Here is a 21,534-nt window from a genome sequence, read left to right on the forward strand (position 1 = left end):
CAGGTGCCCGCTTAATTACCTGGGAAAAATGAGACGATCTGACCTTATTATGGTACGATTTGATCAAGTTCTAATTAGTAATCTGCTTATTTTCACCCCTTATTAAAATAGCATTTGCAACGATTGAATGGTGATAGGAAGGCGATCTATTCCGGCCATTGATTCCTTTTAAGATCAGGCTGCTTATTCACTAAAACCATGCAAGTAACTCTAAAAATTTAAACATTTTTGGTAGGCTCTTATTCGAAGATCAATGAACAATAATAACCTTTCAACTAAACCGCACTACCCTATACTCGACGGTTTACGCGGTGTTGCTGCCATCATAGTAGTAACCTTTCACCTGGCTGAACCGTTGGGGACCGGGCACCTGGATATACTGGTTAATCATGGTTACCTGGCGGTAGACTTTTTCTTTTTATTGTCAGGATTTGTCATTGGCTATGCTTATGACGATCGCTGGAATAAAATGACCGTTAGTTCTTTTCTAAAACGACGTGTTGAAAGGCTTCAGCCCATGGTAGTGCTGGGCATGACCTTAGGTGCTATCGGTTTTTATTTTACCGATTCAGCTATCTGGCCGGATATTCATACCGTTCCGCTCTGGAAAATGTTGCTGGTGATGTTGATTGGTTATACAATCCTGCCTATCCCTTTGTCAATGGATATAAGGGGTTGGCAGGAAATGCACCCGCTGAACAGCGTAGGCTGGTCCTTATTCTTCGAATATATTGCCAGTATCCTGTATGCTATTGGCATCAGGAAATTTTCGAATACTGCATTAAGTGTTTTAGTAGTGATAGCGGCCGTGGCCTTAGCCCATTTAGCCATCACAAGTCCGAATGGTGATTTGAGTGGTGGCTGGACACTCAACGGCGAACACATGCGCATTGGTATTACACGCACGATGTACCCTTTCTTTGCAGGGTTATTACTTTCAAGAGTAGCTAAACCCACCCGTATCAAACATGCTTTTTTATGGTGCAGTCTCCTGGTAACTCTTATTTTGTATATGCCGCGCATTGGCGGCGCCGACAATCTTTGGATGAACGGCATTTATGAATCGGTATGCATCATTATTGTTTTTCCATTGATTGTTTATATGGGTGCCAGCGGTGTAATTGATGGTACGCGGGAACGGAAGATCTGCAAATTCCTGGGCGATATATCCTACCCGCTTTACCTCGTCCATTATCCCATTGTTTATTTTTATGTAGCCTGGATCAATGATAATAAGGGGATCACTTTTGTACAGGCATGGCCTTATGCGGTATTGATTTTGACAGGCAGCATTATTTTAGCCTATGTAAGTTTGAAATGGTATGATGAGCCGGTCCGCAAATGGCTGAAAAAAAAGTGGGGATAGGAGCAGTCGGGTATATATAGACGGAATGAAACTTTGTGTGAAATAGCCATCGTTTCCTGAACTATATTTGCGTTTTCTATTATGTCCAGTAAAGTATTGATCATAGATGACGAAGAGAAACTTCGTTCGCTTTTAGCCCGTATTATAAGCATTGAAGGTATTGAAGTGCTGCAGGCACCCAATGCCAAAGCCGGTTTAAGGAAGCTGGAAACAGAAGGTATTGATATCGTGATCAGCGATGTAAAACTACCGGATGCGCACGGTGTGGAGCTGGTGCAAACCATCAAAGAAAAATATAAAACGGTTGAAGTGATCCTGCTGACCGCCTACGGCAATATCCCTGATGGGGTACAGGCCATTAAGAACGGCGCATTTGACTATATTACCAAAGGAGACGATAATAATAAGATCCTGCCCATGCTCAGCCGGGCTGCTGAAAAAGTAGCTTTAACCAAAAGGGTATTACAGCTTGAAAAGCAATTGGAGAAAAAATACTCCTTTGATACTATTTACGGTAAAGCCAAATCAATAGTAGCAGCGGTGGATGCGGCCAGGAAAGTAGCCGCCACTGATGCTACCGTATTGCTCACCGGCGAAACCGGTACGGGTAAGGAGGTTTTCGCGCAGGCAATTCACAACGGCAGCACCCGTGTGAAATTCCCTTTTATAGCAGTAAACTGTTCTACCTTTAGCAAAGAGTTGCTGGAGAACGAATTGTTTGGTCATAAAGCCGGTGCTTTTACCGGGGCCATCAAAGATACCAAAGGCATTTTTGAAGAAGCGAACAACGGAACCGTGTTTCTGGATGAAATAGGGGAAATGCCTTTAGACCTGCAGGCGAAACTGCTGAGGGTATTGGAATCTGGTGAGTTTTTAAAAGTGGGTGATAGTAAAACCACGAAGATCAATGTGCGGGTGATCGCCGCTACTAACCGAGATCTGCAAAAAGAAATTGAAGCGGGCCGGTTCCGGGAAGACCTGTTTTATCGTATCGCGGTATTTAACATTGCATTGCCCGCGCTAAGGGAAAGGGTTACTGATATTGAGGCCCTGGCGCAGTTCTTCCTGCAATTATTTGCAAAGAAGATCGGCAAAAAAATATCTTCCCTGTCTGCTGATTATATCGTCGCTTTAAAGCAGCACGGCTGGAAGGGAAATATACGCGAGCTGAGAAATGTTATCGAAAGAAGTGTGATATTGACGGAGGGAAATGAATTGGATACGGACAGCCTGCCGGCTGAGTTTCAAATCTCAGCTACAGGTTCAACAGCCGACGGTAGGAAACCCTTATCGGCATTCGATTTGGCTACTGCAGAGCAATTGCATATCCGGAAGGTAATGAACTATGCCAACGGTAACAAAACAGAAGCTGCCCGGCTTTTAAACATAGCGCTAACTACACTATATCGAAAACTGGATGAGTACCAGATCAAATAAGCCTTTCAAATGATAACGCCACTATTTTCAAAACGCCACGCTTTTATTATTAGTTTTTGCTAAGCCTGTGACGAAATTGGTGAGTGTCAATCATAGCGCTAAATACTCCTGTGCGGCATATAATTGGCCGGTTGGTATCCAACCAATCAATACAATTATGAATCAATATGAAGCGGCCGACGAAGTAGCGAAGATTGTGCCCGGTGCAACTCCCGGCATATGCGATGCTATGAAAATAAAATCCTTTTAAAACCATCGGCATATTCGGCTAGCATTTTAAAACTACAGTAGACGCGCACAACCTGCCCGTGGCTGAAATATCTCCGGGTGATGGGGAAGGTTTACACTGAATGATCTTTATCCCGAATCTTATCGAAATGATAAAGACCCTTTCAAAATGAAAGGGTCTTTTTAGTAATGTAAAATAGGAGTATAAGTATTATTGATTTGTTGATCAATGTTTTAGCATGTTTTTTAGAAGATTGGAATACGAATTGACTTTAGGATGGCATACTAAATATTCAAAAATGGATCGTAGTCATCAACAATCAATCAGAGAACTTCCCAGGGTATTTTTAAACCACATCTTAATATCCGAACTTCTAAATCTGACTCTATGACAGCTGTTTTAATCCTGGCAGGCTTCGCCCTGTTTGCGTTGTTCTTTGCTTTCATTAAATACTTTGAAAAGATATGATCACCTTATTTATGATCGCCATTGCAGTGTTTATATACATCTGTTATGTGCTGATCAAACCCGAGAAATTTTAAAAGCAAACAGGAATTTCCTGTTCGTTCCAGTCAATCAAAAATTATCAAAAAATAAAAATGAATACAGAAATTTCCGGAGTCATCCTGATGCATACCCTGGTGATCGTGATCGCGATCCCGTTGGGAAGGTACATCGGTAAAGTTTTCAGTAATGAGTCCACATGGCCCGACCGGCTGTTCAATCCCATCGACCGGGTATTTTATAAACTGGCAGGCGTTGACCCGTCCAGGCCAATGACCTGGAAGCAGCACCTGCTATCTTTACTAACCATCAACCTGGTATGGTTTATACTGGGCATGTTCGTTTTAATGAACATGAGCTGGCTGCCATTGAACCCGGATGGCAATCCTTCTATGAGTGCAGACCTGGCTTTTAATACCGTTACCAGCTTTATTTGTAACACGAACCTGCAACACTATTCAGGTGAAACCGGGATGTCGCACCTGGGACAACTGGTATTGATGCTGTTCCAGTTTATCAGCGCTGCCAGCGGTATCTCGATAGCAGCAGTGCTGTTTACAGCAATGAAAGAGCGCACTACTACACAGCTTGGCAATGCTTATTTCCTGTTTGTGCGTACCTGTACGCGTATCCTCTTTCCGATGGCATTGATTACAGCCTTTTTGTTACTGTTGAACGGTACGCCAATGACTTTTGAAGGTAAGGACACCATCACCAGTCTCCAGGGAGACACCGTACAGGTAAGCCGAGGACCGGTAGCTGCTTTTGTACCCATTAAACATTTGGGCACCAACGGAGGTGGTTTTTTCGGACCCAATTCTGCACACCCGCTGGAGAATCCTGATTATGTTACTAACATGATAGAAATGGTGGCCCAGATGGTCATTCCCGTTGCCCTGATCTTTACGCTGGGTTATATATTAAAAAGAAGAAGGTTTGCCTGGATGATCTTTGGTGTAATGACCATTGGCTTCCTGCTACTGGTTATACCTGCCATTGTGCAGGAGGTGAATGGTAACCCTGCTATCGGGCGTATGGGTATTACGCAACCCATGGGTAATATGGAAGGTAAGGAAGTCCGGTCCGGACCTGTGGCTTCGGCGTACTGGAGCATTGCCACCACGGTGATATCTACCGGTAGCGTCAATTCCATGCACGACAGCTTTATGCCCTTAAGCGGCATGAACCAGCTGCTGGGAATGATGGTGAATTGTTTTTACGGAGGGGTAGGTGTAGGGCTGCTGAACTTTTACATCTTTATCATACTCGCCGTGTTTATAAGCGGATTAATGGTGGGGAGAACACCCGAATTTATGGGTAAAAAAATTGAAGCAAGGGAGATGAAAATAGCCATGATCATAGCTTTGCTTCACCCACTGTTAATACTGGCAGGCACTGCTATTGCCAGTCATTTATACGCGGGTAATCCTGAAGCTTATGCCAGTTGGTTAAATAACCCGGGTTATCATGGCTTTAGTGAAATGCTTTACGAGTTCACCTCGTCGAGCGCCAATAATGGTAGCGGCTTCGAGGGGCTGGGCGATAATACCCCTTTCTGGAATATTGCCTGTGGTACGGTGATGATGATGGCACGCTACCTGCCTATTATTGGACCGATAGCGATTGCCGCAAGCCTGGCAGCTAAAAAGTATATACCTGAAAGTGCGGGAACACTAAAAACCGATACGTCCACTTTTGGGCTGATGATATTTGCTGTAATCGCAATCGTTGCGGCCTTATCCTTTTTTCCTGCATTGGCTTTAGGACCTATTGCAGAATACTTCTCACTCTATTAAGATAATAAAATGAAATCCAATAATAAATTGTTTCAGGCCAGCCTGGTGAAAGAAGCCCTGAAAAAATCCTTTATCAAATTAAGCCCGGCAAAAATGTTTCGCAATCCTGTGATGTTTACCGTATGGGTAGGTACTCTGGTAATGACCGGGGTTTGTATATGGATCGCAACGGGAGAGCAAAGCCAGGGCAGCCTGACCTATAATATAGTGGTTACGGCGGTACTCTTTGTTACACTTCTGTTTGCCAACTTCGCAGAAGCTATAGCAGAAGCAAGAGGTAAGGCACAGGCTGATAGTTTGCGTAAGACCCGGGAAGAAACACCTGCACGGTTAATACAGCCGGTGGGAGAGATGTATGTGAATGAAGTGAAAATAGTTTCGTCTTCCCAACTCAAAAAGGGCGATGTCTTTCTTTGCGAAGCAGGAGATATTATTCCCTCAGATGGAGAGATCATTGAAGGATTGGCTACTATTGATGAAAGCGCCATTACAGGTGAAAGCGCGCCCGTGATCAGGGAAGCAGGTGGCGACAAAAGCAGTGTTACAGGTGGCACCAAAGTATTAGCGGATAAGATCAAAGTAAAAGTAACTACAGAGGCAGGAGAAAGCTTCCTGGACAAAATGATAGCCCTGGTGGAGGGTGCCAGCAGGCAGAAGACACCTAATGAGATTGCTTTAACTATCCTGCTGGCTGGCTTTACCCTGGTGTTTGTCATCGTAACTGTTACTTTAAAACCATTTGGCGATTACGCACAAACACCTATCACGATAGCGGCTTTTATTTCCCTCTTTGTATGTTTGATTCCTACTACCATTGGTGGTTTATTGTCTGCAATTGGTATTGCCGGTATGGACAGGGCCTTAAGAGCTAACGTGATCACCAAAAGTGGTAAAGCAGTAGAAACAGCAGGTGATATCGATGTATTGCTGCTGGATAAAACAGGAACCATCACCATCGGTAACCGGAAGGCTACACATTTTCACCCGGTTGATGGTGTAACAAAGGAGCAGTTTATAAAAGCAGTTGTATTGAGTTCTGTGGCTGATGAAACGCCTGAGGGTAAGTCGATTATTGAACTGGCGGGTGTTGATGTGAAAGCATACCAGGTGCCTGATGCACGGTATATACAGTTCACTGCAGAAACGAGGAGCTCAGGAATTAATTATGAAGGAAACCAGATCCGTAAAGGCGCTGCAGATGCGATCCGTAAACTGGTAGAGAAAGCTGGCTATTCATTTCCCGGCGATGCAATAAAAAATGTACAGATGATATCCGGTAACGGTGGAACTCCGTTGGTGGTTGCTGAGAATAACCGTGTAGTGGGGGTAGTAGAATTGCAGGATATCATTAAGCCCGGTATACAGGAACGTTTTGAACGTTTACGCAAAATGGGTATTAAAACCGTAATGGTAACCGGTGATAACCCTTTAACGGCAAAGTATATTGCTGAAAAGGCAGGCGTTGATGATTTCATAGCAGAAGCGAAGCCGGAAGATAAAATGAATTATATCCGGAAGGAGCAGTCAGAGGGCCGGTTGGTAGCCATGATGGGTGACGGCACCAATGATGCGCCGGCATTGGCACAGGCAGACGTAGGTGTAGCGATGAACAGCGGTACCCAGGCGGCGAAGGAAGCCGGTAATATGGTGGACCTGGATAATGATCCCACTAAACTGATCGAGGTAGTTGAAATAGGAAAGCAGCTTTTAATGACAAGAGGTACATTGACCACCTTTAGCATTGCCAATGATGTGGCCAAGTATTTTGCTATTGTCCCCGCCTTGTTTATTGCTTCTATCCCGGCATTGCAGGGGCTGAATATCATGAACCTGCATTCTCCTGAAACCGCGATACTTTCAGCGGTGATCTTTAACGCCATTATTATTCCCCTGTTGATACCATTAGCGTTAAGGGGTGTTGCTTATAAGCCTATCGGAGCGAGTGCCCTGTTGAGAAGAAACCTGCTGGTATACGGCCTGGGCGGCATCGTTGTTCCGTTTATAGGTATTAAACTGATCGATATGATCGTTTCCATCTTTATCTGATAATTCTCTAAATAATTATACAATGAAAGAAAATATAATGCCTGCTATCAGGCTTACGTTGGTGTGTCTTGTTTTTTTCTGCGGTATTTATACATTGCTGGTTTTAGGACTTGCGCAGCTTACGCCCGGTAAAGGTGGCGGAGAAACAATTAATGAGAATGGTAAAAGATATTATGCCAACGTTGGACAAAAATTTACAGATGACCGGTACTTCTGGTCAAGACCTTCTGCTGTTGATTACAACGCCGCAGGTGCAGCTGGAAGCAATAAGGGTCCCTCCAATCCTGACTATTTAAAAACGGTTCAGGAACGTATCGATACTTTCCTGGTGCACAATCGGGGTATCCGGAAAGCAGATATACCCTCGGACCTGGTTACAGCCAGCGGAAGCGGTCTTGATCCGCATATTTCCGTTCAGGCGGCCCAAATACAGGTGAAGCGGGTAGCGGCCGCTCGCCGAATGGATGAACGCAGGTTGCAGCAGCTGGTGACCCAATACACGGAGAAGCCATTGCTGGGTTTGTTAGGAGTAGGGAAGATAAATGTATTGCAATTAAATATTGCATTAGATCAATTAAAATAAAACAGGAAGGATACATCAGATGAAAAATATTTTAATGGCCGGCATGCTGCTGGCTGGTATGGATGGATTTGCTCAGGATGATAGCACCCGGTCCTCATTGACAGTTAGCGGATACCTGGAAGGTTATTATACATACGACCTGGGGCGTCCTTCCCATCACAACAGTCCCTCGTTTGTATACTCGCATAACCGGCATAATGAAGTAAACCTGAACCTGGGTTTAATCAAGGCTGCCTATCAAAAAAGTAATGCGAGGGCAAACTTCGCTTTGGCAACCGGAACCTACATGAATGCTAACTATGCCACCGAGCCTGGTGTGCTGAAGCATATTTATGAGGCCAATGCGGGTATTAGATTAGCCAGGCGCAAAAATATATGGATTGATGTAGGTGTGCTGCCGTCGCACCTGGGTTTTGAAAGCGCCATAGGTAAGGATAACTGGACCTTAACCAGGAGTCTTTTTGCGGAAAACTCGCCTTACTTTGAAACCGGTGCGAAACTATCCTATGCTTCTGATAATGGAAACTGGTTGGTAAGCGGACTGGTATTGAACGGCTGGCAGCGGATCCAGAGGGTGGACGGCAATAATACCCCGGCGTTTGGACATCAGGTAACTTACAAACCCAATAGCAGGGTTACTTTTAACAGCAGTTCTTTTATCGGTAACGATAAGCCGGATAGTATAAAGCAGATGCGGTACTTCCATAATCTCTATGGTATATTCCAGCTAACAGATCAGTTAGGTATTACTGCTGGTCTGGATATAGGGGCAGAACAAAAAGCAAAAGGAAGTAACGATTATAATGCCTGGTATACACCGGTTATGATTATTCAACTGAGCCCGGCAGCGAAACATAGTATTACAGCCAGGGGGGAATATTACCAGGATAAAAGCGGCGTAATCATTGCAGCTGATACACCTGATGGTTTTAGAACCTGGGGCTATTCGCTCAACTATGATTTTTGGGCATTACCTAATGCGATATGGCGGGTAGAAGCACGGGGTTTTTCATCAAAGGATAAGATCTTTAAAAAAGGAACAGAACCATCGGCAACCAATTATTTTCTCACCACTTCAATAGCTGTTGCCTTTTAATGGCCGATACGAATCATACCGCTCAGCGTTTTCTCGATCTCATCAGGAAGTCGAGGAAGGGGAAGTTTAAGGTATATATTGGCATGAGTGCCGGTGTAGGTAAAACTTACCGGATGCTGCAGGAAGCGCATGCATTGCTGAGAAACGGGGTAGATGTTCAGATCGGGTATATTGAAACCCATAACAGGCAGGAGACTCATGCTTTGTTGCAGGGACTTCCCCTGATTCCGAGAAGGAAACTCTTCTACAAAGGGAAGGAATTGGAAGAGCTGGATATGCAGGCAGTGATCAACCTTCGTCCGGAGGTAGTGATTATCGATGAGCTGGCGCACACTAATATAGAAGGAAGTAAAAACAGCAAGCGCTGGCAGGATGTAACGGATATACTGGATGCGGGCATTAACGTGATCAGTGCGGTGAATATTCAGCATATAGAAAGCCTTAACGATGAAATAAAGGAGATCACTAATATAGAGGTAAAAGAACGTATACCAGACAGCGTATTAAACCGGGCTGATGAGGTAGTGAATATAGACCTCACTGCCGACGAGCTGATCACCCGGCTTAAAGAAGGAAAGATATATGAAGCTGCAAAGATCGAGGCGGCGTTGAATAACTTTTTCAGGAACGATCATATATTGCAGTTAAGAGAGCTGGCCTTGAAGGAAGTGGCATCACACGTGGAGCATAAGGTGGAGAGCGAAGTAACCAAAGTGAATGCCTTGCGTCATGAACGGTTTATGGCTTGTATAGGCACCAATGAGAAAACAGCCCGGCTGGTCATTCGTAAAACAGCCCGGCTGGCTAATTATTATCACAGTAAATGGTTCCTGTTGTATGTACAAACACCTCGCGAGAGCGCTGACAGGATTGCGTTAGATAAACAGCGGCATCTGATCAATAATTTTAAACTGGCTACTGAGCTGGGGGCCGAAATCATCAGGGTGGAGGCAAACAATATAGCAAGGGCAATTATGGGGCAATGCGAGGAACGGCAGATTACAACGGTTTGCATTGGCAAGCCCCATTTCTCTTTGTTCAGTATTATTATTTCTACAGGTACTTTCCAGGCTTTGTTAAATAAGTTGTCCTGCAACAATATCGATCTTGTAATTTTATCATAATTCTTGAGCGTTCATCTTGCAAGGTGAATATAAAAATAAATACGGATGAGAATTAAGGCCAAGTTGACCATCGGTGTGGGGCTGTTATTCCTGATGATACTGTTGTTGGCATTGATCAGTGGCAGGTATGTGTACCAGTTGAAAGCTGATACAGCCAATATATTGAAGGCCAATTACAATACATTGGAGTATGGGCGTAATATGCTGCTGGCGCTTGAGGATGTAAGCATGGATACCACGGCGCTGGTAGCTTTTGGCCGCAACCTGCGGGATCAGCAAAAAAATGTAACCGAGCCGGGTGAAAGAGAAACGACACAGCGCATTGCTGATCATTTTGTGCAGTTGCAAAAGAATCGGGGTGAAGAAGATCTGAAGTCTTTGATACGGAAAGATATTTCGGAGCTGATGCGGTTGAACATGGAAGCCATCGGGCATAAAAGTAAGCTGGCTACTGGCACTTCTGAAAATGCCATTGTGGTTATTTCGGTGGTGGGCACGCTCTGTTTTATTATCGCCTTTGTTTTATTGATCAACCTTCCGGCTAATATCGCCAATCCTATTAAAGCTTTAACTGCCAGCATCCGGCAAATCGCCGACCAGCATTATGACCAGCGCCTGCATTTTGATAAAACCAACGAGTTCGGAGAACTGGCGCAGTCATTTAATATAATGGCAGAAAAGTTACAGGAATACTCAGATAGTAAGCTGGACAAAATACTGAAAGGAAAGAAGAGAATTGAAACGCTCATCAATAATATGCATGATGCGGTTATTGGAATTAATGAAAAAAGAAAGGTTCTATTTGCCAATGATGAAGCGCTTACGCTAACAGGTCTGAGGCGGGAGAACCTGGTCGGGAAAAATATCCAGGATGTTGCGGTTCAGAATGACCTGGTGAGGTTGATTGCCCAGGCTATCCTGCAGCCCGGAAGGCCTGGCGCTAATAATGCACCGATTAAAATATATGCCGATCAAAGGGAAAGTTATTTTGAAAAAGAAATTGTTGATATTAATATTACGCCAACGGGCGAAACAGAACCCCAGTTTATAGGCCAGGTAATTATTTTAAAAAATATTACGTCCTTTAAAGAGCTTGATATTGCCAAAACCAACTTTATCGCAACGGTATCGCACGAGCTGAAAACACCCATCTCTTCTATCAAAATGGGACTTCAGTTATTGGGTAATAAGCAGGTTGGAGCGTTAAATGACGAACAGCAGTCGTTGGTGGATGGCATCGGGGAAGATGCGGGGCGGCTACTTAAAATAACCAGCGAACTGCTTAATATAACACAGGCTGAAACTGGAATGATTCAGATGACGATGGGAGCTACAATGGTAGAAGAAATTGTTCAATATGCAGTACAGGCAACTAAGGCGGCAGCCGATCAAAAACAGGTTAAGATAGAACTGCTATCTGTAAATGGCTTGCCGCCTATTATGGCTGATGGTGAAAAAACTGCATGGGTATTAACTAACTTATTGTCTAATGCTATTCGTTATACGCACACCAGTGATAGCATTCAATTATGCATTGAACAGAGAGATCAGCAAATGATTTTTTCGGTAAAAGATCACGGACCGGGTATTGCTCCTGAATTTCTAGGAAAAATATTTGAACGCTACTTCCGCATGCCAGGTGAAAATACGGAGGGCACGGGCCTGGGACTAACTATATGCAGGCAGTTTATTGAGGCGCAGGGAGGCGCTCTTTCAGTGAGCAGCGAGTTGGGTACAGGAAGTTGTTTTGCATTTACACTCAATATAGCCGAACCACAACAGGTCTGATCACTTCTTTGCCGTTGGCTTTGTCCCTCTAATAGCAGTCGCAGCAACCCCTGGCTGCCTTAATTCCCGCAGTTTAAAAAAATATGCACAGATCTTAATCTGAATACAAAAAACATCATATATTTGTCTACCTAAATTATAGACTAATAGCTGTTAACCACCGGCAGCTGGTATCTAAACTGAAATTGAATGAATAAGCTAATATGCTTTGTAATAAGCGTGCAAAGCGGGTATATCTTATACCGGGTGGAATCTTTCTACAATAGAATTTTTACTGGGAGTTGTTGTTAATCAATAATGTCAGTTGATTGCTTTTCCCGGGTTGTAATTATGTTATAGCCTGCAAAAGGTATCTCCAGGCCTGCTCACTATAATCGGTGGTTGGTTACGGGGGCGGGCCGGAGTGCCTTTTGCAGTATTATATCAGGGATCTTTTTTTAGTGGAATAAGAAGTATCCCTTACAGGGGATGTAAACAGGAAATAGCTACTGGTAGCGTATCAGTGCCTACTTGAGAATAAACAGGTCGCTTCTTTTTTAAGAAACCTGTTGTATTACAGGTCTTCGCTTTTTTTGGTTTTTCTTTCTTCCCCTCCATATCAGAAACCCGGTGATCGGCATGCTGGTGGCAATTAAACTGGCAAAGAAAGCCAGGAATTTCCCTGGTAAACCCAGTACGGCACCTACATGTATATCATAATTCATACGGGCTATTTTGTCAGATAGCGGGGCTGTTTCAAACTTACCTGCATATACCCCGTGGGTAGGTAGTTCTTTGCCGGTATATTGGTCATAGTGATAAAAATCTGCATTGAAATAGCTATCCAGGTTGTGATTGACATAACCTTCCAGGGCGTCGGCATTATCATGTGGAAATACAATGCCTACTTTATTGTCGCTTTTTTTCTGTTTCATTAAATTCATCCAGACGGTATTAACCATTTGCTGTTTGTTCACCGATCCGGCGAGGGTGCTATCAGAAAGCGGATGTACATGCTCAGGCATGGTTTTGCCGCCGGAGGTGACAAAATAAACTGATTTAGAGAACCATTCGAATCCCATCACAAGGCCGGTTATAGCCAGGAAAATAGCAACCCAGGTCATATAGAAGCCCAGCACATTATGAACATCGTAATTTTTCCGGCGCCATTTAGTGGTAGGTTTCCATTTAAAGCGGAAGCGCTGGCTGGCTGCCGCCTTGTTTTTAGGCCACCAGAGTATAATGCCGGTGATCATCATGATCAGGAAGATAAGCGTAGCGATAGATATGATCATCCTTCCGGTTTGCCCCAACCAAAGTTCGTAATGCCCCATGGTGATTACCCTGAAGAAATCACGGCTCATGTCTTTTACCTTCTGCACCTCACCGGTGTAAGGGTTTACAAATATCTGGTAGTATATTTCTTCATCATAATAGTAGGCCAGGGCAGCATCGCGGGCGCCCAGGTACTCGATAGACACGGTTTCTTTACCGTTCAGGTATTTATCTACAGAGTCTTTTAATACGGTAGGAGGGAGATAGGAGTTGCCTGTTTTATTGATAAACCTATAGGCCTGGGTGGCATGGCTGATCTCTCTTTCAAAAGCCAGGATGCAGCCGGTAATGCCTAGCCATACTACAATGATACCTGAAGCGAGACCCAGCCACAAGTGCAGCTTTCCGATAGTTTTCTTAAGCGTCATATAGTTTCTTAAACGTAACTGAGGCTGTCCATCGCAGGCAGCCTCAGTTACACTAATTATTATAAATTATACCGGTCCATTCCGATCAGCTCTCACACTGCTGTTCAAATTTAAATGTATTCACCGGATGATTAAAAAGAATAAGTAACCGATAGTCTCGCATTTCTTGGAGGTTCTGCCTGGTAATAGTAGGCTTCAGCAGACGTGCTCCAGTCTCCCGGTACTGTTGGACTGGCCGAATAAGAGCCGGAGAACAGGTATTTGTCCAGTATATTGAAAACATTCAGCGTTATCCTGTATTTGTTTTTAGAGTAAAAAATTCCTCCATCCACTTTAAAATAGTCTGGTAGTTGCTGACCTTCGGTAGACCAGCCTGTATAACGGTCAATTAAAGAAGTGAAACCTCCGCTAAGACCTAAGCCTTGCAGACCTCCTTTTTGAATTTCATAAGATAGCCAGGCATTTGTTGTATGCTTCGCATAGCCGGGAAGCAGCTGTCCCACAGTGTAACCCACAGCTCCCTCCGCAACCTTGGTAACCTCTGCGTCCGTAAATGCATAGTTGGCAATAGCCGTAAATCCGGGCACAATAGTACCCCTCGCATCAAATTCAATACCCCTTGCTACTTTTTCACCTAATACCATACTGTAGCCCTGGCTGGGTGAGCTGTTTACCGGGTCGCCGGTTAACTCATTTTGTTTTAAAATGCGATATACAGACAGGGTGGTGGACCATCTGTCCTCAAACCAGTTCTTTTTTAAACCCAGTTCCCAGTTGTTACCTGTGATGGGTTTTATCTTTCCGCCATTAAACAGCCGTCCGGCCTGTGGCGTAAATGCCTGGTCGTACAAAGCATAGGCTGAAAATGATTTATTGATGGAGTAGCTTAAGCCAACCCGGGGTGTAAAGCGTTTTGCTTTGGAGTATTCAACATCCACGCCATATACCTGGCTTACATCGGTGTAGCGACCTGCCAATGTTAGGCGAAGCTTCTCCTGGAAAAAAGCTATTTCATCTTGAACATAAATGCTCGAATAACGCTGCTTTTGAATACCTCCTGCTGCTACGGCCCGTTCTTCAATGGGTTGGGTACGGTCAAAAACAGGATAGCCATTTACCGGTGGGCCGTAAGTGGGGTTGTATGGATCAAAAAGGGAGCCTATGGTGTCTAAATCGTGACTTTGCCCCCAATCGGCATAGTAGTTTTTATTAGCGGCGTCAATACCCGCCAAAACACGATGCCGGATAGTACCCGTGTTAAATGTACCGTTTAAAAATACCTGGCCCATGGCCATTGTGCTCTTGGCGTCCCATAAGCCGATATTCCGGATAAGGCTGTCACCGGAAGGAGCAACATATGAGGGCCATGAGCTCATCCCTTTCTGATCATATCCAAAATAAGAGCCCTGCGCGGTGAGTTTCCAGTTGTCCGAAAAATTATGTTCAAATGTCAGGTAGCCACTATGATCGTTGATTTTTGTGGGTGGCAATCCTGGATTGGTATATGTGAAATGCGTCGGAAAAGTACCATATCCTTTCCTGGAAAAAACATAATAGGAACCTACTTCTGTCATGCGCGCAAACTGGCCATTGTATTCCAGCGTCAGTTTTGACCTTTCGTCAAGCTGGTAAGAAATAACCGGGGCTATCACGAAGCGGTTGTTATATTCATAATCACGCTGTGAGCCCCTGTTCTGCGCCGCAACATTAAGGCGGTACAACAGTTTCTTGTTCTTGCTTAAAGCTCCATCCAGGTCAAGACTACCCCTGTACAAGTCAAAGCTCCCTAAAGTGAAATTCACTTCACCCCTGGTCTCTCCCGTAGGTTTTTTGGTAACCACGTTATATAAGCCGCTCGGGTCCCCGTTGGCCAGCATAAACCCTGCAGGACCTTTTACAAATTCGATCCTGTCTACAAAGCTCATGTCTTCGGTTAAAGGTCCCCAGTAAGAAGCCACTACGTTCATGCCGTTTCTAAAAGCCTGGATCTGAGAACCCCTGGCGACGATATTGGTATACAGGTCGCCCCAGTGTTCTGAACGCGCCGTTCCGCTTACATTTCGGATCAATCCGTCGCTCATGCTGATGACTTGCTGGCCGGCTAATACCTTGGAAGTTACTACCTGTACATTTTGCGACAATTCTATCAGCGGGGTTTGCACACGCAGCGAATTGGAAGCTGTATTAACATGGATGCCATTTTTATGCCCCACCACAATAACTTCGTTCAGGTTGGTAGCGCTAATGCTTAGCTGGAGTTCAATTTTGCTCGTTTGTCCTGCTGTCACAGTTACCTGTTTTTCTGTGTCGTCGTGACCTATCAGCGAAATACGCACTGTGTAATCACCCGGTGCCAGTCTGTTAAAACTAAAATATCCTGATTCATTAGTAATCGTGGACTGCCCTGTGCCAGCCAACTCTACGGTAACGCCTTGTGCTTCATCGTTATCGCTGGTAGTTATTTTCCCGCTTATTTTCCCCGTTCCCGGTTGGGCCAGGGCTGGGGTGGCGCTTGTAAGCAATACGAATATTGCCGCCAGTAATGATTTGATCGCTGTCATATAAAAAATTTCGACCGCGAAAGTACTGGTGATACGGAAAAAACATTTTCGAGATGCGGAAAAACTTATAACAACGTTTTTTTATGACTTTTCCATGATAGAAGGTTTGAATAACAGGCTAGCTGCCTGCACCATCAATAGAAGCATCAAGAAAGGCTTCGATGGCATTTGTAGCGTAGCCAAACATTCTGAAATGCTCAGGATGATTAGCAGAAATGATCTTTGTTTTTTCTCTTACCTGGGTCATACAATAGGTATTAATAGCTTGCTGCATCGGCAGGGTTATATATTGTTTGGCTTCAGCTATTTTCCCGCTGAGTATGATCAGTTCGGGGTTAAACAATTGAATAAGGGTAGAAGTGCCTTTGCCGATATTTGCCCCAATGTCGGAGAGTAACTGTATGGCATACTGATCACCTTTGTTGGCCGCATCTATGATATGACTGGGGGCCAGCTCCTGTATGTCTTTGGATGATAGCTTACCTAAGATCGAGGTGGTGCCGGTGGATATATCCTTTCTGGCTATTTTAGACAATGCCAGTCCCGACGCTACGGTTTCCAGGCAACCTCTTTTACCACAATAACATAAGTCGCCGTTTTCTATAAAAGGAATATGACCGATCTCCCCCGAAAAGCCCCAGCTGCCTTGTCTTATTTCGCCGTCCATAATGATGCCCAATCCAACGCCCCAGTCCATCAGCAGTACCAGTACGTTTTGCTTTCCCCTCGCCAGGCCATACCGGAGTTCTGCCAGCGCTGCGCCTTTCACATCATTTTGTAATACTACCGGTAATTGAAGTGTTGTCTCCAGATCCTTTTGCAGCGGCTGTTCGGTTTGGTCAAGCAGGTAGGTATAATTCTCACCCAGCCCCTGCGAAATAAGTCCCGGCATACCGATACTGCAGGCTATGATCCGCTCCCTGGGTATTTTTACAGAACCAAGTAGCGCCTTCACTGCACTATGGATATGATTGCAAAAGTCTTTGCGGCTATTGCCCAGCTGGAGCGTAATATTTTTAATGCTGGTTACAATGTTAAAGTTATTATCTACAATGGCCAGTCTTGTTGTAAACAGCTCTACGTCTATACAGATCGTAAAAAATGACTGATCCCGGCAGGCATAAAGATCTGGCTTTCTGCCCCCGATAGAAGCTCCCTTACCCTTTTTTTCAATCCATTTTTCTTTCACCAGGCGGGAGAGCATAGCAGCTAAAACAGGGGTGCTGATGTCCAGGGCTTTGGTTAACGCAGTAACCGGCATCGGTCCGCTGATATGCAAAAGCCGCAATAACTTAAAAGAAATAAGTTCCTGCTTGCTAACCCGCGTCTTTTTTACTAATGGATTTTTGGCAAGTAGATCAATATTCATTTGATAAAATATTTATTATCTAACAAAACTTTATATAATTATTTATAAAACAAAATTATTTAATAAAAAAAATATATGAAGATGATTTTGTAGTTTGATTTATTTGGTAATATTGTTGCCGTTTGCGATACATATGTTTTTTGTAATAAAGGTCCTGGGGGCATTTTAAATGCTGTTCTGCGATCAGTAATTCCGGCTATCTACTAACTATAATGATAATTAATTATGAGCAATCATTCGAACGAAGCACGCCGCAGTTTTTTAAAGAAGCTGATGTTGACATCCGGTGCTGTTGCCACAGGTGGTTACCTGAGCGCTTCTGAAACGGAGACGAGGAAGATTATAGGTCTTACACGCAATAGTACCTTTGGCGCTAACGATAAGGTCAATGTCGCATTAATCGGCGCCGGTAGTATGGGAAGCGGCGATCTGAATACTGCGTTACAGGTACCAGGGGTGAAAATGGTAGCTGCCTGCGATTTGTACACCGGCAGGCTGGAGACAGCTAAAAAGAAATGGGGTAATGAAATATTTACTACTAAAAGTTATAAAGAGATATTAAACCGGAACGATATAGACGCTGTTATTATCGCCACGCCCGATCACTGGCACCAGCAAATATCGATAGATGCTATGAATGCGGGTAAGCATGTGTATTGTGAGAAGCCTATGGTACATAGTGTAGAGGAAGGCCCTGCTGTTATTGCAGCACAAAAGAAAACGGGCAAAGTATTCCAGGTAGGAAGCCAGGGTGTATCCTCTCTGGGAAATGAAAAAGCTAAAGAACTATTGAAGGCTGGTGCGATTGGCGAATTAAATTATGCAGAAGGCTTTTGGGCCCGGAGAGACCCTCTTTCTGTCTGGCAATATCCTGTTCCTGCCGATGCTTCGGAGCAGACGGTAGAATGGGACGCTTATATTAGCAATACCACTAAAAGGCCTTTTGATAAGTTGCGCTTTTTCCGATGGAGAAATTACAACGATTACGGCACGGGTATGGCCGGCGATCTGTATGTGCATTTATTTTCCAGCCTTCATTTTATAACAGATTCCTTCGGACCTGACCGTATCTATTCAACCGGAGGTCTTCGTTTCTGGGATGATGGCCGTGAATGCCCGGATATGCAGCTCGGTGCTTTTGATTATCCCAAAACAGCAGTTCACCCCGCTTTTAATTTATCACTGCGATGCAACTTCGTTGATGGTACCAGTGGTAATACTTACCTGAAACTGGTAGGCAGCGAAGGCTCTATGGATGTTACCTGGGATAGTGTTACATTAAAGAAGAATAATTTTTCAGATAGCGGAGATCCTTTTCTTCAGAAGCAAAAAGGTTCGGGCGAAGAACCCCGCAAAAAGATCCTGCCTCCTTTGGTTACAACCTATAAGGCAGAAGAAGGGTATAAAGGTGGTCCCTACGATCATATGGTGAATTTTTTTACCGCTATTCGTAAAGGCAGTAATAAGGGTATTGCTGAAGATGCAGTTTTTGGGTATCGCGCAGCTGCTCCCGCTTTATTGTGTAACGATAGCCTGAGAGAAAGAAAGCCGCTTCAATGGGATCCGGTTCATATGAAGAAGGTGTAATTATCGTATAAAAGAGATACTAAACCCGCTTGCCGCATATATCGGGCAGGCAACAAAAAATAAACAGATGAAGTTATTATTATTGAGTACGATCGCTATCACTTCAGGTATTATGGTTAATAATGAGCCCGCTCCCGTAAAAAAGATAGAGTATACAAATGTAGTTCCGCCTGCAAAAGGCAAATGGCAAACTTTGTTTGATGGTAAAACCCTGAAAGGCTGGCATGGGTATAATAAGGGAAATGCAAAAGTAGGCAACTGGATCGTTGTTGACGACGCCCTGGTTTGCCTGGGCGCATCGGCTCATGATACCGGAGGTGATATTGTAACGGATCAGCAGTATGAAAATTTTGAGCTGGAATGGGACTGGAAAGTAGATAAGGGTAGCAACAGCGGGGTGATGTACCATGTGGTAGAAGATCCTAAGTTTAAAGGTCCTTATGAAACGGGTCCTGAATACCAGATCATTGATGATGTAAATTTCCCCGGGAAGCTGGAAGACTGGCAGCAGGCAGGTGCTGACTATGCGATGCATACGGCCAACGCCAATAAAAAACTAAAGCCGGTAGGAGAGTGGAATCATAGCAGGATCATTTTTAATAAGGGACAGGTAGAACATTGGCTGAACGGTAAAAAGATTGTGGCGTTTGAAGCCTGGACAGATGAGTGGCATCAAAAGCGCAGTACCGGTAAATGGAAGACCTATCCTGATTATGGAAAAGCAAAAAAAGGGTTGATCGCTTTACAGGATCATGGTAATAAAGCCTATTATAAAAATATCCGGGTTAGAGCGCTGTAGCAAGTGTTAAAAGATCATGAAGGCCTGTTTCATTGCTGTTTTTACCTTAATTTCAGGAAACTTTTAAACATTCCCGAATAGTTATGGAGCAGCCGCAGATTAAAAACAGGAACACTGGTGTTTATCTTTTAGGTTTAGGATTGATTGCCATTGCAATGGTAATAGGTGCTTATGTGCTCGCGGGAGCCTATAAGTATAAATTCAAAAAACAGGAAACCATAAGAGTTACGGGCAGTGCCGGTAAAGATTTTATCAGTGACCTGATTGCCTGGAATGGCAGTTATAGCCGTAAGGCCTTTGACCTAAAGGAGGCCTATGCTTTGATAAAAACTGATGAGCAGAATGTAAAAAGCTACCTGGTAAGCAAGGGGGTGAAGCCTAATGAGATGATCTTCTCTTCGGTTAAAATTGATAAGCAGTTTGATACTAAATATAATGAGGAGGGGCGTATGACCGGCTCTGAGTTTACGGGTTATAATCTCACCCAAAATGTAAAAGTAGAGTCGAAGGATATACCTAAAGTAGAAGGCCTGGCCCGCGAAATTACCGGGCTGATTGAAACCGGTATTGAACTGAACTCGCCTGAACCATTATATTTTTATACCAAGCTGGCTGACCTGAAACTGGATCTCCTGGATAAGGCAGCAGAGGATGCAAGAAAACGAGCTGATATCATTGCTGAAAAAACAGGTGGTAAAATTGTCAGTGTGAGTAAGGCCAATATGGGTATTTTTCAGATTACCGGTCAGAATAGTAATGAGGACTACAGCTACGGTGGAGCATTTAACACTTCCTCTAAAAATAAAACGGCCAGTATCACTGTTAATCTCGAATGTACGGTTAAATAGGTGGCTTATTAACTATACCTGTGAAACTAATTAATGATCTTACTTCTTATAAAATGCAAAGCCGGCTCCAATCGGGCCGGCTTTTAGTATTGACATAGGATAAAAATCGTTGGTTATTTACGGGTCATGTCGTCTCTCAGGGATTTAATTTTTGATGTAGGTAAATAGATCTGGAAGCCAAGACCTAAATTAGGTTTAAACGCTACGCCATTGTTGCCTGCACCGGTTGTGATATTGCCTTTAGCTAATAATTCCAATGCAATGTTTTCATTTACAAAAAAAGCTAAACCTGGTCCGATACCTGCCTCAAAGCCATTAGTGGATCTGCCGCCTCCATTGGTACCACCAATACCAGCATTAGCCTCCGCAAAAAGACGGGTTTGTTTAGGCGTATTCACCTGTTGGTCTCCGAAATAATAACGGGCCATCGGGCCTACGAAATAATTGAATGCCGGTCCGCGCCCGCGCCCTGCATCAAGCCCCAGGCTTACCTGTCCGCCAATGGCTAGGTCATCCTGTATAAACCATGCCGCTTTTGGTTCTATTTGGAGGTTGAAACTTTTTTCGTTCGTATTACCTCCCATGCTGGCAATATTACCACCAATTAAATAATAACCTTTCTGTGTTTGTGCTTTTGAAACAATGCCGGTCAGGCAAAAAGCTGTTGCCAAGAAGAATATTTTTTTCATAATTACGGTTTTAACCTCACGGTTTGCAAT

16 protein-coding genes are annotated in these 21,534 nt (G+C 44.0%); 12 read left to right on the forward strand and 4 right to left on the reverse strand.

Going from position 1 to position 21,534, the window contains the following annotated elements; all coding sequences use genetic code 11:
• Positions 1 to 253 precede the first annotated feature (253 nt).
• The 9 genes from U0035_RS18700 to U0035_RS18735 all read left to right on the forward strand — a co-directional run bounded on the left by U0035_RS18700 (position 254) and on the right by U0035_RS18735 (position 11,969).
• Positions 254 to 1,366 (forward strand): acyltransferase family protein, encoded by a 1,113-nt coding sequence (locus U0035_RS18700; protein ID WP_114791518.1) that lies wholly within the window; start codon positions 254 to 256, stop codon positions 1,364 to 1,366.
• An 81-nt stretch (positions 1,367 to 1,447) separates the two neighbouring features.
• Entirely contained in the window at positions 1,448 to 2,803 is a 1,356-nt protein-coding gene (locus U0035_RS18705; RefSeq protein WP_114791517.1) for a sigma-54-dependent transcriptional regulator, read from the forward strand.
• A gap of 708 nt (positions 2,804 to 3,511) precedes the next feature.
• Positions 3,512 to 3,574: a potassium-transporting ATPase subunit F gene (locus U0035_RS23030; RefSeq protein ID WP_407674079.1), complete on the forward strand. Its 63-nt coding sequence runs from the start codon at positions 3,512 to 3,514 to the stop codon at positions 3,572 to 3,574.
• Positions 3,575 to 3,631: 57 nt separating this feature from the next.
• Positions 3,632 to 5,332: a potassium-transporting ATPase subunit KdpA gene (gene kdpA, locus U0035_RS18710; RefSeq protein ID WP_114791515.1), complete on the forward strand. Its 1,701-nt coding sequence runs from the start codon at positions 3,632 to 3,634 to the stop codon at positions 5,330 to 5,332.
• Positions 5,333 to 5,341: 9 nt separating this feature from the next.
• Complete coding sequence (gene kdpB / locus U0035_RS18715) at positions 5,342 to 7,378, forward strand: potassium-transporting ATPase subunit KdpB (protein WP_114791514.1); 2,037 nt, start codon at positions 5,342 to 5,344, stop codon at positions 7,376 to 7,378.
• A 22-nt stretch (positions 7,379 to 7,400) separates the two neighbouring features.
• On the forward strand, positions 7,401 to 7,961 hold the full coding sequence (locus tag U0035_RS18720) for a K(+)-transporting ATPase subunit C (protein ID WP_114791513.1): 561 nt from the start codon (positions 7,401 to 7,403) through the stop codon (positions 7,959 to 7,961).
• 19 nt (positions 7,962 to 7,980) lie between these two features.
• Positions 7,981 to 9,057 (forward strand): porin, encoded by a 1,077-nt coding sequence (locus U0035_RS18725; RefSeq protein WP_114791512.1) that lies wholly within the window; start codon positions 7,981 to 7,983, stop codon positions 9,055 to 9,057.
• Positions 9,057 to 10,181 carry a sensor protein KdpD gene (locus U0035_RS18730; protein ID WP_114791511.1) on the forward strand — a complete coding sequence of 375 codons (1,125 nt, stop codon included), beginning with the start codon at positions 9,057 to 9,059 and terminating at the stop codon, positions 10,179 to 10,181. Before U0035_RS18725 ends, U0035_RS18730 begins: the two co-directional genes overlap by 1 nt.
• Before the next feature lie 45 nt (positions 10,182 to 10,226).
• Positions 10,227 to 11,969 (forward strand): sensor histidine kinase, encoded by a 1,743-nt coding sequence (locus U0035_RS18735; RefSeq protein ID WP_114791510.1) that lies wholly within the window; start codon positions 10,227 to 10,229, stop codon positions 11,967 to 11,969.
• Positions 11,970 to 12,505: 536 nt separating this feature from the next.
• On the opposite strand, the gene U0035_RS18740 is transcribed toward U0035_RS18735, so the two are convergent.
• The 3 genes from U0035_RS18740 to U0035_RS18750 all read right to left on the reverse strand — a co-directional run bounded on the left by U0035_RS18740 (position 12,506) and on the right by U0035_RS18750 (position 17,581).
• The gene (locus U0035_RS18740) at positions 12,506 to 13,651 is read right to left on the reverse strand and encodes a PepSY-associated TM helix domain-containing protein (protein WP_114791509.1); all 1,146 of its coding nucleotides are present in this window, start codon (positions 13,649 to 13,651) and stop codon (positions 12,506 to 12,508) included.
• Between the two features lie 131 nt (positions 13,652 to 13,782).
• Entirely contained in the window at positions 13,783 to 16,212 is a 2,430-nt protein-coding gene (locus tag U0035_RS18745) for a TonB-dependent receptor (protein WP_114791508.1), read from the reverse strand.
• 118 nt (positions 16,213 to 16,330) lie between these two features.
• Positions 16,331 to 17,581: an ROK family transcriptional regulator gene (locus U0035_RS18750; RefSeq protein ID WP_114791507.1), complete on the reverse strand. Its 1,251-nt coding sequence runs from the start codon at positions 17,579 to 17,581 to the stop codon at positions 16,331 to 16,333.
• Between the two features lie 225 nt (positions 17,582 to 17,806).
• On the opposite strand from U0035_RS18750, the gene U0035_RS18755 reads away from it, so the two are divergent.
• The 3 genes from U0035_RS18755 to U0035_RS18765 all read left to right on the forward strand — a co-directional run bounded on the left by U0035_RS18755 (position 17,807) and on the right by U0035_RS18765 (position 20,815).
• Positions 17,807 to 19,168, forward strand: coding sequence for a Gfo/Idh/MocA family protein (locus U0035_RS18755; RefSeq protein WP_114791506.1), 1,362 nt, complete (start codon positions 17,807 to 17,809; stop codon positions 19,166 to 19,168).
• Positions 19,169 to 19,235: 67 nt separating this feature from the next.
• Positions 19,236 to 19,967, forward strand: coding sequence for a 3-keto-disaccharide hydrolase (locus U0035_RS18760; RefSeq protein ID WP_211316464.1), 732 nt, complete (start codon positions 19,236 to 19,238; stop codon positions 19,965 to 19,967).
• A gap of 83 nt (positions 19,968 to 20,050) precedes the next feature.
• On the forward strand, positions 20,051 to 20,815 hold the full coding sequence (locus U0035_RS18765) for an SIMPL domain-containing protein (RefSeq protein ID WP_114791505.1): 765 nt from the start codon (positions 20,051 to 20,053) through the stop codon (positions 20,813 to 20,815).
• Positions 20,816 to 20,928: 113 nt separating this feature from the next.
• Here the strand turns inward: U0035_RS18765 and U0035_RS18770 are convergent, their stop codons facing one another.
• Positions 20,929 to 21,504 carry a hypothetical protein gene (locus U0035_RS18770; RefSeq protein ID WP_114791504.1) on the reverse strand — a complete coding sequence of 192 codons (576 nt, stop codon included), beginning with the start codon at positions 21,502 to 21,504 and terminating at the stop codon, positions 20,929 to 20,931.
• Positions 21,505 to 21,534: the final 30 nt, after the last annotated feature.

Origin of the sequence: Niabella yanshanensis, from assembly GCF_034424215.1 — a bacterium.
GTDB classification, from domain to species: Bacteria; Bacteroidota; Bacteroidia; order Chitinophagales; family Chitinophagaceae; genus Niabella; species Niabella yanshanensis.

Coding starts and splice junctions, on each gene's coding strand:
- U0035_RS18755 (WP_114791506.1), top strand. CDS start 17,807: ATGAGCAATCATTCGAACGAAGCACGCCGCAGTTTTTTAAAGAAGCTG.
- U0035_RS18745 (WP_114791508.1), bottom strand. CDS start 16,212: ATGACAGCGATCAAATCATTACTGGCGGCAATATTCGTATTGCTTACA.
- U0035_RS18735 (WP_114791510.1), top strand. CDS start 10,227: ATGAGAATTAAGGCCAAGTTGACCATCGGTGTGGGGCTGTTATTCCTG.
- U0035_RS18765 (WP_114791505.1), top strand. CDS start 20,051: ATGGAGCAGCCGCAGATTAAAAACAGGAACACTGGTGTTTATCTTTTA.
- U0035_RS18740 (WP_114791509.1), bottom strand. CDS start 13,651: ATGACGCTTAAGAAAACTATCGGAAAGCTGCACTTGTGGCTGGGTCTC.
- U0035_RS18730 (WP_114791511.1), top strand. CDS start 9,057: ATGGCCGATACGAATCATACCGCTCAGCGTTTTCTCGATCTCATCAGG.
- U0035_RS18760 (WP_211316464.1), top strand. CDS start 19,236: ATGAAGTTATTATTATTGAGTACGATCGCTATCACTTCAGGTATTATG.
- U0035_RS18770 (WP_114791504.1), bottom strand. CDS start 21,504: ATGAAAAAAATATTCTTCTTGGCAACAGCTTTTTGCCTGACCGGCATT.
- U0035_RS18750 (WP_114791507.1), bottom strand. CDS start 17,581: ATGAATATTGATCTACTTGCCAAAAATCCATTAGTAAAAAAGACGCGG.
- U0035_RS18725 (WP_114791512.1), top strand. CDS start 7,981: ATGAAAAATATTTTAATGGCCGGCATGCTGCTGGCTGGTATGGATGGA.
- U0035_RS18720 (WP_114791513.1), top strand. CDS start 7,401: ATGAAAGAAAATATAATGCCTGCTATCAGGCTTACGTTGGTGTGTCTT.
- kdpA (WP_114791515.1), top strand. CDS start 3,632: ATGAATACAGAAATTTCCGGAGTCATCCTGATGCATACCCTGGTGATC.
- U0035_RS18705 (WP_114791517.1), top strand. CDS start 1,448: ATGTCCAGTAAAGTATTGATCATAGATGACGAAGAGAAACTTCGTTCG.
- kdpB (WP_114791514.1), top strand. CDS start 5,342: ATGAAATCCAATAATAAATTGTTTCAGGCCAGCCTGGTGAAAGAAGCC.
- U0035_RS18700 (WP_114791518.1), top strand. CDS start 254: ATGAACAATAATAACCTTTCAACTAAACCGCACTACCCTATACTCGAC.